This is a genomic window from Streptomyces apricus, from assembly GCF_008369065.1.
Lineage (GTDB): Bacteria > Actinomycetota > Actinomycetes > Streptomycetales > Streptomycetaceae > Streptomyces > Streptomyces apricus.
This window is the reverse complement of record NZ_VDFC01000023.1, coordinates 20,735-32,879: the sequence shown is the minus strand read 5'-3', so window position 1 is coordinate 32,879 and position 12,145 is coordinate 20,735. Positions and strand designations below refer to the sequence as shown.

The window sequence follows — 12,145 nt, the reverse complement described above, 5'->3', positions numbered from 1 at the left end:
GCCGCGGCGTGAACCCTAGGGCGCTTCTTCCGGATCAGGTCGGATCATGCCGGATCAGATTGCATCAAGTCGGATCAGGTGGGATCAGGTTGCGGGCCCGCCCGGGATCGACGGCCGTAGCGGGATCAACCGCCGTAGACGCCGTCGCAGATGACCGCCTCAGGGCTGTCCGTCTTCCAGCCGCCGTACGCCCGTCCCAGGGCGCACACGTCCGTGTCCGCCGACGGCACCGGGGCGGGCGGACGCGGGACGGCGCGGTGCTCCGGACGCCGCGGTTCCGGGCGCCGGGGCGGTCCGGCGGGGGCGCGCCGCGGCGGGTCCGCCGGGACGGCCGCCGGTGCGGCGGCGGTTTCGCGGGACGGCGTGGACGCCGGTGGCGCCGGGCGGCGGGACGGACCGACGAGCCCCAGGGCCTCGCGGGCCGGGGCCTGCACCACCTGCGGTTCCGCCCTGCCGTCCGGGCGCGGCTCCGACGCCGGGGACGGTGCGGAGGGCGGTGCGGGCGAAGGGGGCCGCTGGACGGTCGTACAGCCCGAGACGGCCGAGACGGCGGAGACGGCCACGGTGACCAGGAGCGCGGCGGTGGTCGCGGTTCGATGCACGCGCGCCACTCTGCTGTGTCCGGCGCGGCGCGCGGAGCCGACGGGCAGAGGATGCCCCGTACGGGTGAACCCCTGCCGGCGGGTGACGCGGCCGCCGTTCCCGTCCCCGACGGGACCGGTCCCCGCCGGCCCGTCCCGGCGACTCCGCCGGACGGCGGACGGCGGTGTCACCGTATGCTTCCGGCGAGTGGGCCTGCGTGAGCCCTGGATGCGTGCTGCCGTGGAGGAGATCCCCGTGAAGGTCGGCTGTATCGGACTCGGCGACATCGCGACGAAGGCGTACCTGCCGGTGCTCGCGACCCGCCCTGACCTGGAACTGCACCTGCACACCCGGACGCCCGCGACCCTCGCCCGGGTCGCCGACAGCCTGCACGTACCGGCCGGGCAGCGGCACCCGGATCTCTCCGGGCTGCTCGCGCAGGACCTCGACGCGGCCTTCGTGCACGCGCCCACGCACGCGCACCCCGAGATCGTGACCCGGCTGCTCGAAGCGGGCGTCGCCACCTATGTCGACAAGCCGATCGCGTATGAACTCGCCGACTCCGAGCGGCTGGTGCGGCTCGCCGAGGAGCGGGGCACCAGCCTGGCCGTCGGGTTCAACCGGCGTTACGCACCCGGGTACGCGCAGTGTGCCGAGCACCCGCGCGAGCTGATCCTGATGCAGAAGAACCGCGTCGGCCTGCCGGAGGAGCCGCGCACGATGATCCTCGACGACTTCATCCACGTCGTGGACACCCTGCGGTTCCTGGTGCCGGGCGTGGTGGACGACGTCGGCGTACGGGCGCGCGTCGAGGACGGGCTGCTCCACCACGTCGTGCTGCAGCTGGCCGGGGACGGGTTCACGGCGCTCGGCGTGATGAACCGGCTGAGCGGCTCCGCCGAGGAGGTCCTGGAGGTGTCCGGGCAGGACACCAAGCGGCAGGTCGTCAACCTCTCCGAGGTCATCGACCACAAGGGCCAGCCCACGGTGCGGCGGCGCGGCGACTGGGTGCCGGTGGCCCGTCAGCGCGGCATCGAGCAGGCCGTGCTCGCCTTCCTCGACGCCGTGCGCGCGGGCAAGGTCCTCAGCGCCCGGGACGCACTGGCGACCCATGAGCTGTGCGAGCGGGTGGTGCGTGCGGTGACGGAACGCTCCGGTCCGCGCGCCTGAGCCGCCCGCGCCGCACCGACCGTACGGCCTCGGCGGCGCCCAGCGCGACCAGGACCAGCAGGGCCGCGTGGACGGGCCACTCGCCGAACCGCGCGTACGGGGTGACGCCGTGTGCGAGCGGCACGTCGTACACGGCGGACGCGCTCGCGCCGGTGCCGAGCCAGGAACCGACGCGCTCACCGTTCGGGCCGTAGACCGCCGAGACGCCGGTGAGCGTGGCGTGGACCATCGGCCGGCCCGTCTCGGCGGCCCGCAGCGCCGCGAGCGACGCGTGCTGCGCCGGGGCCCAGCTGCCCTGGAACGAGGACGTCGAGGACTGCGCGAGCAGCACCTGGGCGCCGTCCCGTGCGAGGTGCCGGCTGATGTCGGGGAACGCCGACTCGAAGCAGACCATCGGGCCCACCCGCAGTCCGCCGCCGACCTTCATCACGACCTGCTCGGTGCCGCGCATGCGGTCCTCGCCCGCCGCCTTGCCCACGGAGGTGGCCCAGCCGAGGAGGGCGCGGGCCGGGACGTACTCGCCGAAGGGCACGAGCCGCATCTTGTCGTAGCGGTCGCCGGTCGGGCCCTGCGGACCCACGAGCACGGAACTCTTGTAGATGCCCGGCCGGTCCGAGCGGCGCGCGTCGACGTTGACCATGACGTCGGCGCCGACCTCCCGGGACAGCGCGGCCAGCCGGTCCGCCAGGTCGGGCCGGTCGGCGAGGTCGAAACCGACACTGCTCTCGCCCCACACCACGAGGTCGACGTCCTGTCCGGCCAGCTCCCGGGTGAGCGCCTCCTCGCGCGCGAACCGCTTCTCGGGGGCGTCCGCGCCGTCGATCACACCGGGCTGCACGAGGGCGATCCTGGCCCGCTCGCCGTCCTCCTGCGGCCGGGGCGACCAGACCCAGACCGCCGAGCCGGCCGCGGCCGTCGCGAGGAGCGCGGCCAGCGCCGGGACCCGGGACGACCGCACCGCGACGAGGGCGGCCACCGCCACGTTCACCGCGACGAGCAGGAAGCTGAGCAGCCACACCCCGCCGACCGAGGCGAGCCGCAGCGCGGGCGCCACGTCCCACTGGCTCGACCCGAGCAGGCCCCAGGGCGTGCCGGGGCCCAGGGGGCGCGGGCCGTCGGTCACGGCCCGGCGCACCGGCTCCAGCCGCGCCTCGAAGAGCGCCCGGATCAGGCCGGTGCGGTCCCCGAAGCCGCGGAAGAGGGTGCCCTTGCCGACGCCGGCCTCGGCCGCGACGTCGGCCATGGTGACCTGCTCGGGCCTGTCGCTGCGGGCGAACAGCCGGTCCGCCGCGGCGAGTACGGCCTCCTGGTTGCGTACGGCGTCCGCACGGGGCTTGCGTTCGGGCACGGGCTTCCCTCCGGTGGGCCGCGGGTTGCGTAAACGGACCCGCGGTCCGTATGGTCGATCTCAAGCGGACCGCTGGTCCGCATCTTATCCGGGAGGACCCCTGCCATGACCACCACCGACACCGAACGAGACACCGGCACCGGGAGCGAGCGGCCGGCGGAGCTGTTCCGGCGCGGACTGCGGCTCCTGCTCGCCAAGGACATCACCGGCTGGGTCGACCTGTGGGACGAGCACGGTGTCTTCGAGTTCCCCTTCGCGCCCGAGGGCTGGCCGCGGCGACTGGAAGGCAAGGCCGCGGTCGCCGCGTACATGCGGGACTATCCCGACCACATCGACCTGCACGACTTCCCCGCGTCCGACCTGACGGTCCACGAGACCGGTGACTCCGGGACGATCGTGGTGGAGATGAGGGGCGTGGGGCGGCTGGTGCGGACGGACGCGCCGTTCGACATGCGCTACATCGCCGTGGTGAGCGTGGCCGACGGGCTCATCACGCGCTACCGCGACTACTGGAACCCGCTGGCCGTGTCCGCGGGCAGCGCGGCCGACTTCGCGCGGAACGACCGGTGACCGCCGTCCCCGGCACCGCCTCCGGTGCCACTGCCGCCACCGCTTCCGGTGCCGTCCTGGTCCTCGGGGCCACCGGCACCGTCGGCGGCCGCGTGGCCGCCCGCCTGGTCGCCCAGGGGCACCGGGTCAGGGCCGCGAGCCGGCGGGCCGGCCCCGTCGACGGGACGGAGGCCGTCCGCTTCGACTGGTACGACCCGGACACGTACGAGGGGGCGCTGGACGGCGTGGACCGCGTCCACCTCGTCGCACCCACCGACTCCGCGACGCCGGCCGACGTCATGCTGCCCTTCCTGGCGCGGGCCCGCGCCCGCGGAGTACGCAGGGCCGTACTGCTGAGTTCCTCGGCGATCCCGGCCGGGGGCCCGGCCGTCGGGCAGGTGCACGAGGCGCTGCCCGGCCTGTTCGACGAGTGGGCGGTGCTGCGGCCGTCCTGGTTCATGCAGAACTTCACCGGTGACCACCTGCACGCCCGGAGCATCCGGGAAGAGGGCGTGATCCGCACCGCGGCAGGGGAAGGGCGGGTGGCCTTCGTCGACGCGGACGACATCGCGGCCGTCGCCGCGCACGCGCTGACCGGCGCCCGGGCTCCGGGCGCCGACCTCGTCGTCACCGGCCCCGAAGCGCTGAGCCACGCCGAGGTCGCGGCCGTCCTCACCGAGGTCACGGGGCGTGCGGTGGTCCATCGGGCGCTGACGTACGAGGAGATGCGGGACCGGCTGGCCGCTTCGATGCCGCTGGAGTACGCCGCGATGCTCGCCGGCCTGGACCGTGCGAACGCGGGAGGTGCGGAGGACCGCACCACCGACACGGTCCTGCGGCTCACGGGCCGCAGGCCGCGGAGCTTCCGCGACCATGTGGCCCGGGCGATGCAATCGGTGGGGGCGGGAGCGGAGGCGGGTGCGGAACGCTGACGGCCCGTCACACGCGGGCGGTCGGCCCGCTGGCGCGGCTCCCGACGGGAGGGGGCGCGGCTCCTAGCCGGAGCGGGACGCGCCGGAGTTCACGCCGCTTCGACGATCTCGTCGCGGACCGCCGCGGCCCACTCCACGACCAGCAGTTCGTACTCGGCGCGCTCCTGCGGCGAGAGGTGACCGCCCGCACGGATCCATAACGCCCGGATTTGCTCGTTCAGTGCGGCCGCGGACCGCACGGAACCAGGGCTCGGAGAATTGGGGGACATGCGCATCAGCGTAAGGCCAAGGGCTGACGGTCCGCCACCGGATGACTACCGGTGCCGTATGCGGTTGGTCACGCCGAAACGGCGGTGGCCCGACGAGTCGTGACGCGCGTCCGGGCCGGGGCCGCGGACCGTGTTTTATTCGGATGCCCGCGGGAGCCGTACCCGCTACCGTCATGCGTGTCCGGGTGCGAAGGCAGCGGCTACTTCTCCTCTCAAGAGAGAAACACGGGTTCGAATCCCGTCGCCGGCGCGAGCCGGTGTCGTCCAGCGGCCCAGGACACTTACGTCGCCGCCGCCGAGTCCGATCTCCGGACACCGAGCACGGAGCCGCCCGCCACGGGGGAATCATGCGGGCGGCTCCGTCATGTCCGGGGCCTGCACGGTGCGGTGGCAGACGTCGTCGACATGGGCCAGGACGCGCTCACCACCTCACGACCGCTCAGATCCCCCGGCGGGCTCGCTCGACGATCTCGTCCTCCGTGAGCGGCACATCGTGGTGACTGAGGCAGATCGGCACCTCGATCTTGCTGAATCCGGTCCCCTCGCTCGCGGCGTTGAACGTGCCGGCCGTGAGACCGGCGAGGTTGTCGAGGACCGCGTTCCGCGCCTGGGCCATGGTCCTGACGGCCTCGATGTGCGCGACCTGGGTGAGTCGGCCGATGAACTGGTTCACGGTGTTGCCCAGCGCCTGGTTGTGGATCCCCTTGGGGAGCTGTGAGCCGAGGACCATCCCGAGTCCGTACTTGCGTATCTGGCGGATGAGTTCGATCGTGCTGTCCGTACTCGGACTCGATGCGCCGGAGGGCACGAAGTTCTGCGCCTCGTCCATCACCAGCAGCCCGCCCAGGGCACGGTCGCCGACCGGGTGTGCCCTGAACCATGAGAACAAGGTCGCCTGGAGGCGGCTGACGAACTGGGCCGGTCCGTCGCCGGACAGGCCGATGAAGCTGATCACCGAGACACGGGCGGCCTTTCCCGGCGACGGGATCAGGAGCGTGCCGGGATCGGCGGGTGCGCCGGACTCCCCGAACAGCGGGTCGGTCTCCATCGCCGCTTCCAGCGTGTCCGCCATCTGGACCGCGAAGCGGCTGGTCCTGCTGTTCACGATGTCGCTCGGGGGCTCCGCGAGCAGCTCGACGAAGCCGGCCAGGGTCTTGCCGCCGTCGCGCGCGTACCGTTCGAGGGCGCGCTTGAGGACCCCCAGCTGCTGGGTCGCGCGAGCACTGTTGCCACGTACACCGGCATGTGGCGCGAGTGAGGTCACGGTCGACCTGACCAGACGGGGGAAGTCGTCCTCGTCGTCGAGGACGGGACCGAAGTCGGGAAGCGGGTGGAAGGAGATCGGACGGCCCCGGTTCAGACCCGGTGTCCACACCACCACTTCGACCTCCGCGAAATAGCGTCGGGCCTCGCGCTCATGGTCGTCCGTCCAGCCCTTCGGCGGGCGCGACCAGGGGTCGCCGAGCCGTGCGAGGTCGTCGTTCGGATCCAGCACGATCACCGAGACGCCGCGCAGAGCGCACTGCTCCACAAGTCGTTTGATCAGGACCGTCTTGCCCGATCCCGCCGCGCCCACCACCGCGGTGTGCATCCGGAGCCGTTCCATGGGCACCGCGAACGGACGGCCGCCCCGGACCGTGGTTCCGACGACGATCTCGGTACGAGCGGGCTCGGCGTCCTCCGGTGTGCCCGCCGCATCCACCGCCGCCCCGACGCCGGCTTCCGCGGTCGCGATGCCGAGATGCTGCCGCAGGTCCCCCAGCACCGGCGCGAAGACCTCGATACGGGAAGCGGGACGTTCCTGTCGCAGCCATGCGTCCAGGCCCGACGTACGGTCGTCGAGCATGGCCCGGAGGGCGGCCAGGGTCCGCAGGTCGGCGGCGCCGATCGGCAACGACACTCCGCCCCGCGCCTCGAAGTCGTCCTTGATCTCCTTGGTCCTGGGGCCGCTCGGGTACGGCATGTTCCGCAGCAGGATCAGCCGGCGGCTCGCCAGGTCGGCCGTCAGGCCGGCCTCCACGGCCGCGTTACGGATCCGGTTCTGGGCGGCGATGGCGTTGTCCGCGGCGATCGCCCGGAAGGACCAGTGGAATTCGTTCTCGCTGGCCTCGTCCACGACATAGCGCAACCGGGCGTGCAACGCCGCCTTGCGGCCGAAGTCGGTCTCGATGGAGAACCGCGTCTCGTCGGCGCCCAGTTCCCTGACCAGACTCCGCAGCCCCRCGTCCAGCAGGGTGGGCATCGACCCGTCCTCGGTCGTGGGGTCGAGAGGCCCGAGGTCGTCCGCGTCGGCGCGGAGCTTGTCGAAGGACTCCGTCAGGGTGCCCAGGTTGACGGCCCTCGCCGGTGCGGGCGGTGCGGCTGCCGTGGGCTCCGCGTCCGCCAGGGAGGTCAGTTCGGCCACCGTGCCGGTCTGCAGACACGCCTCGATGTGCTTCCGGACCCGGACGAGCAGCCGCCGTGCGGTGTAACGGTGCGGGGCTTCGGCCAGCGCCGCCGGGGTGACCGGCCAGGTGGGGCGCGGCGGGGTGAACCCCGCCGACTCGTAGGACGGCCGGAAGCGGCTGCTGACGATGGCGGCGGCGGTGGCCTCGTCGGGAATCGCGCCGAGCGTCGGCAGCACCTCGAACCGGTCCAGGGCGGACCGGACCGCCTCCCGGGAGATCTGCTCCCAGGTGTCCTCGTGGCACGCCACGACCACCAGGGTCCGGCGGGCTTCCTCCCGCAGTTCCATCAGGCCGGTGGCGATCTCACCGCTCAGCCGCTTCGCGGTCCGGCCCTCGCCGGAGGCGGGCGACGTCAGCGACGACGTCTGCGCGGCGGACACCAGGGTGTCGAGCTGGTCGAAGGCGAACACCAGCGGTCCGACCAGGGCGAACAGGCGCGTCAGATCACGCAGGACGAGTTGGGCCGGTCGCCCGCCTGGCGCTATCCCCCAGGCGGCGCGCTTGTCCCCGTCGTCGTCGCTGAGCGCGAAGTAGGCCCTGCCGATCTCCACGGGATCGTCGGCGGAGGCTGTGAGCACCAGCGCGCGGGCCGTGTCCGCGGCCTCGTTGCCCACCTGCCGGTCGATGGTCCGGATCCCCCGGACGAACGCGTCGACATGGGCGCGCGTCACCTCGCTCCGGCCGGTGACGGCGGCATGGGTGTCCGTGTCGAGGCGAGCCCGGCTCGACAGCTCGTCGAGCAGGCGGGTCAGTTGTTCCCGGTCGCCCTCGTCCTTCCGGTAGAGACTGTCGACGAGACCGCCGGCGACGCTCTCCCAGAAGTTCCGGCCGGTGACGGGCCTGATGTAGAAGAAGAAGCCGCCGCGCTCCTGGATCTCGTGGCGGGTCCAGCCGAGCAGATGCGTCTTGCCCGAACCGGTCTCGCCCCGCACCACGGTCGCGACCGGCGAGTGCGCGCGCTCGACGGCGCCCATCGCCCTCCCCAGCCGCCGGAACACCTCGGGATGAAGGCCGTCGACGTGGTAGGAGGTCACCGGTGTCCAGATCTCTTCCGGGGTCAGCGCGGTGCTGATGTACAGCGCCTCCAGGGCGGCGAGTTCCCCGTTCACGCCGGTCCGATCCGCAGCAGGTGGCGGGGTTCGCCGCCGATGTCGACGGCGGCCCTGCGGTCCTCGTCGCTGAGCGTGCGCCGGTTGAGCTCGCCCATGAGCTGTACGTCGTTCTGCTCGATCATCCGGTCGAGTTCGGCGTCGACGGCCCTTCGCGGCAGGTCCTCAAGCCATGGGCGCAGCGCCGACAGTCTGACCCAGCTGCCCGGTTTCCGGCGGGCGGTGAGTTCCGTGTAGACCGCGCGGATCCAGTCCTCGACGTCGGGCTGGAAGAACTCGCCGAACTTGGTACCGGAACGGGCCAGGTACTGTCCGACGTTGTCCAGCACCGCATAGAGCACCCCGGCCGGGAACTTCGCTCCGTCCGGGCGTCCGGCCACCAGAGCGGACTCGCACCAGGTCCGGCCCGCGGACGTGAGCTGGTGCGTGTTGACCGCACCGCGCTTCCTGGTCACGATCCGCTCGGCATCCTGGTTCACGCGCTGCCGCACCGCCGCGGTGATCTCCAGGCCGGCGAGTTCGCGCAGTTCACGGTTGGTCACCGGCCGTGCGACCACCATCAGGGCGAACAGCGATGCATGATCCCGTACGGTCAACTCCGTCGGCACAGTACCCCTCCTCCATGAGCCGGACTTCCTCTATGAGCCGGACTCCGGTCAGATGTCGAACCCCCGCCTGGGCACCAGTTCCACCCGACCGGTCGTGCTGGACAACTCGCCCATGACGGTGATCACCCGCCGTTCCCGATGCGCGGTGATCGCGCGGTCGTACGAGGCCTGGTCCGGGAGCCGCACCCAGACGGCCCGCCGGACCGGTTCGGCGTGCTCGGTGCTCAACTCACCGCGGACCTTGATCCGCCACCGGTCGTTGCCGGAGGAGTCGTCGTGCAGCCCCTCGACCACGCCGGAGACCGTCGCGGCACCGGTTGCTTTGAGGTCGCGGAGCCGCAGGTACGCGGCGTGCAGAAGCGATCCCGAGGTCTCCGGGAACGCGACGACGTGTGACGGCACATCGAGCGGCCGCGAGCGCGCCCACCGGAAGCCGATCTCGAAGGGCTCGCCCCGGTCGGAACCGGAGAGCTCACTGAGCGCCTTGCACAGATCCGCGGAGACGCCGGCCGTGACGGTCTCGTCGAAGGCCGCGGGCGCGTCCGCCGCCACGGCCGCCCGGGCCACGCTCACCGCCTCAAGCATCTGGACCAGCACGGCCCGGCCGGTGACCTGCTCCCCGCTCGGGGTGCGGGCCGTCGCGTCCGCCGCCACCCGGATCTCGACGACGTAGCTCCCGGCGCGGGAGGGGCCGAGTTCGGCCGCGCGCAAGAGGTCGCCCACCACGCCCGGTGGCCGGCCGGAGAAGGCGAAGTGCGGACCCTGCACGACGGTGCGCGCCGCCGCCGTCAGGACGTTGCGGACCCCCAGCACCGTCTGCGTACCCAGGAGCAGCGAGGTGTAGCCGGGGTCGTGGCCGGTGGGAAAGGTACGGAAGGACTGCTTGTCCAGCTGCGGTCGTGCGATCTCCAGGGCGATGTCGCCCGCCGGCCGGTCCTCCAGTGCGCACAGACAGCGCAGGATCTCCCGTACCCGGCGGTCGCTGTCGCCCATGCCGTCGCGAGCGGGTACCAACACCTCGTAGTCGCCCGGGTGCTGCCAGACACTCGCTCCGCGCCAGCCCTGCGGATCCCGCTCCCAGCCCGTGTCCGCCAGATAGCTGGCGATGTCGTCGACCTTCAGCGGAATCGTCATCGCTTCCCCTACCAGTCGGACTGCGTCTCGGTGAGCCGGCGCAGTGAGGCGGCGGTGAGCACGTTCGCTGTCGGAACTCTGACCGGGCGCTTTCGGTTTCGGTCAGGGTCCTTGATCGGTTCCTCGGAGCGAAGCGAGACGAAGTAGCCGAGGTGACGGAGCAGCACACCGTCGGTGCTCATGGCCGCGTACGCCTGGTTGTCGGCGGGGACGCAGATGACGAACAGAAACCGGGGCACGGTGAAGTCGGGACCGGCGAGCTTGTTGAACTGCCGCTCGTTGAGCCCGCGGAAGTTCAGGTGGCCGGACGACACGGACGGCCTCGACCATGTCTTGATCTGGGCCTCGACAGTGGGGGACAGCGTCCGTCCGTAGCGGCCGGTGGCGCGGAACCCGAGGTCGACCCCGTCGACGTCGAGATCGCCTTCGACGACGATCAGCCCTGCCGCAGAGGCCAGCACACGGACGTAGTCTTCGCCGAACTTGCCCTGATGCTGCCTCGCATCGAGCACGAGAGCCCCCAATGTCCCCCTACTGTGGCGCACAGTAGGAGGAATCTTACGGAACACGCTAACGACTGTCAGGGCCTCATAATGGACCTTCCGACAAGCCTGCGAAACGATGGCCGGCAGGCAGCTGTTCCTCCCCGATGCGATGTCGGGGCGGGTGGTGCGGCTGCCCCGTGAGGCCGCGGTGGAGGACCCACTTTTTCTGCCATGAACAGGGCCCGCACGGAAAGCCGTGCGGGCCCTGTTCGTGGTGTGGTGACGCAGTCAGGCGCTGGAAAATGCCAGGTGGTGCTACGGGGGCGGGCGTCAGTGCGCCGACTCCGCCGCGTGCGGGCTCAGTGCGCCCATGCTGACCAGCACGATGATCAGGATGCCGAGTGCGATGCGGTAGTAGACGAACGGCATGAAGCTCTTGGTGGTGATGAACTTCATGAACCACGCGATGACCGCGTAGCCCACCAGGAAGGCGACGATCGTGGCGAAGATCGTGGGTCCCCACGACACGTGGCCGCCCTCGCTCGCGTCCTTCAGCTCGAACGCGCCGGAGGCGAGCACCGCCGGGATGGCGAGCAGGAACGAGTAGCGGGCCGCGGCCTCGCGGGTGTAGCCCATGAGGAGGCCGCCGCTGATGGTGGCGCCGGAGCGCGACACCCCGGGGACGAGGGCCATCGCCTGGCAGACGCCGTAGATCAGGCCGTCCTTGACGCTCAGTTCCCGCAGGGACTTGCGCTCCTTGGCGGCCCGGTGCTTGCCGCCCGTCTCGTCGCGCGCCGCCAGTCGGTCCGCGACGCCCAGGATGATGCCCATCACGATCAGCGTGGTCGCGGTGACGCGCAGATCGCGGAACGGTCCCTCGATGTGGTCCTTCAGCGTGACGCCGAGGACACCGATCGGGATCGAGCCGATGATCACCAGCCAGCCCATCCGGGCGTCGTGGTCCTGGCGCATCTCCTTGTTGAACAGGGAGCGGCACCACGCCGAGACGATCCGCGCGATGTCCTTGCGGAAGTAGATCAGCACCGCTGCCTCCGTGCCGATCTGGGTGATCGCGGTGAAGGCCGCTCCCGGGTCCTCCCAACTCGCGAAAGCCGCGGTCAGCCGCAGGTGCGCGCTGGAGGAGACGGGCAGGAACTCGGTCAGCCCCTGGACGAGCCCGAGGATGAGGGATTCAAACCAAGACATGAAGTTTCGCGATCCAAGTGCTGATGGCGGGAGCGGAGCGAATGGACAGGCGTACGCGCCGCGTTGTCGTCCGCGGTGATCAGGCGCGCCCGGGGGCAGCGTAGCGCCCCCAGATGACCGGACGACGACAGGGCCTCCCCAGTAGGGACCAGGTGGGACAAGAGCGCATGTTCCGCGGAGCGGCGACAGGGCCCGCGCGGGACGCCGACATGCCCCGTGCGAGCTGGCGCCGGGTGGCCGTGCGGCGCGCGGGGCCGGCTGTCAGGGGCGCGGGGAACTGCGCGATCTTTTGCCCCGCCCGAATCC

The 12,145-nt window shown here is 71.7% G+C and carries 11 protein-coding genes; 3 read left to right on the top strand and 8 right to left on the bottom strand.

Annotated features, from left to right (window positions below):
• Positions 1-125: 125 nt before the first annotated feature.
• On the bottom strand, positions 126-602 hold the full coding sequence (locus FGF04_RS07465; protein WP_235882231.1) for a hypothetical protein: 477 nt from the start codon (positions 600-602) through the stop codon (positions 126-128).
• A 235-nt stretch (positions 603-837) separates the two neighbouring features.
• Between FGF04_RS07465 and FGF04_RS07460 the strand changes: the two genes are divergently transcribed.
• The gene (locus FGF04_RS07460; RefSeq protein WP_149510654.1) at positions 838-1,752 is read left to right on the top strand and encodes a Gfo/Idh/MocA family protein; all 915 of its coding nucleotides are present in this window, start codon (positions 838-840) and stop codon (positions 1,750-1,752) included.
• On the opposite strand, the gene lnt is transcribed toward FGF04_RS07460, so the two are convergent.
• Complete coding sequence (gene lnt / locus FGF04_RS07455; RefSeq protein WP_149510459.1) at positions 1,667-3,100, bottom strand: apolipoprotein N-acyltransferase; 1,434 nt, start codon at positions 3,098-3,100, stop codon at positions 1,667-1,669. The two genes, FGF04_RS07460 and lnt, sit on opposite strands and share 86 nt — an antisense overlap.
• 105 nt (positions 3,101-3,205) lie before the next feature.
• On the opposite strand from lnt, the gene FGF04_RS07450 reads away from it, so the two are divergent.
• The gene (locus tag FGF04_RS07450) at positions 3,206-3,670 is read left to right on the top strand and encodes a nuclear transport factor 2 family protein (protein ID WP_149510458.1); all 465 of its coding nucleotides are present in this window, start codon (positions 3,206-3,208) and stop codon (positions 3,668-3,670) included.
• Positions 3,667-4,581 carry an NAD(P)H-binding protein gene (locus tag FGF04_RS07445; protein WP_149510457.1) on the top strand — a complete coding sequence of 305 codons (915 nt, stop codon included), beginning with the start codon at positions 3,667-3,669 and terminating at the stop codon, positions 4,579-4,581. Before FGF04_RS07450 ends, FGF04_RS07445 begins: the two co-directional genes overlap by 4 nt.
• Positions 4,582-4,670: 89 nt before the next feature.
• Here the strand turns inward: FGF04_RS07445 and FGF04_RS07440 are convergent, their stop codons facing one another.
• From FGF04_RS07440 to FGF04_RS07415, 6 genes are all read right to left on the bottom strand, one after another.
• Positions 4,671-4,850, bottom strand: coding sequence for a hypothetical protein (locus tag FGF04_RS07440; protein ID WP_149510456.1), 180 nt, complete (start codon positions 4,848-4,850; stop codon positions 4,671-4,673).
• A gap of 439 nt (positions 4,851-5,289) precedes the next feature.
• Positions 5,290-8,406, bottom strand: a complete 3,117-nt coding sequence (locus FGF04_RS07435; protein ID WP_149510455.1) for an ATP-binding protein — start codon at positions 8,404-8,406, stop codon at positions 5,290-5,292.
• Entirely contained in the window at positions 8,403-9,014 is a 612-nt protein-coding gene (locus tag FGF04_RS07430; protein ID WP_149510454.1) for a hypothetical protein, read from the bottom strand. Before FGF04_RS07430 ends, FGF04_RS07435 begins: the two co-directional genes overlap by 4 nt.
• A 48-nt stretch (positions 9,015-9,062) precedes the next feature.
• A complete protein-coding gene (locus tag FGF04_RS07425) occupies positions 9,063-10,148 on the bottom strand; it encodes a hypothetical protein (RefSeq protein ID WP_149510453.1) in 1,086 nt (361 codons plus the stop codon).
• Between the two features lie 8 nt (positions 10,149-10,156).
• Positions 10,157-10,672, bottom strand: coding sequence for a DUF4365 domain-containing protein (locus FGF04_RS07420; RefSeq protein WP_235882230.1), 516 nt, complete (start codon positions 10,670-10,672; stop codon positions 10,157-10,159).
• A gap of 291 nt (positions 10,673-10,963) precedes the next feature.
• Positions 10,964-11,839, bottom strand: coding sequence for an undecaprenyl-diphosphate phosphatase (locus tag FGF04_RS07415; protein ID WP_149510452.1), 876 nt, complete (start codon positions 11,837-11,839; stop codon positions 10,964-10,966).
• Positions 11,840-12,145 lie beyond the last annotated feature (306 nt).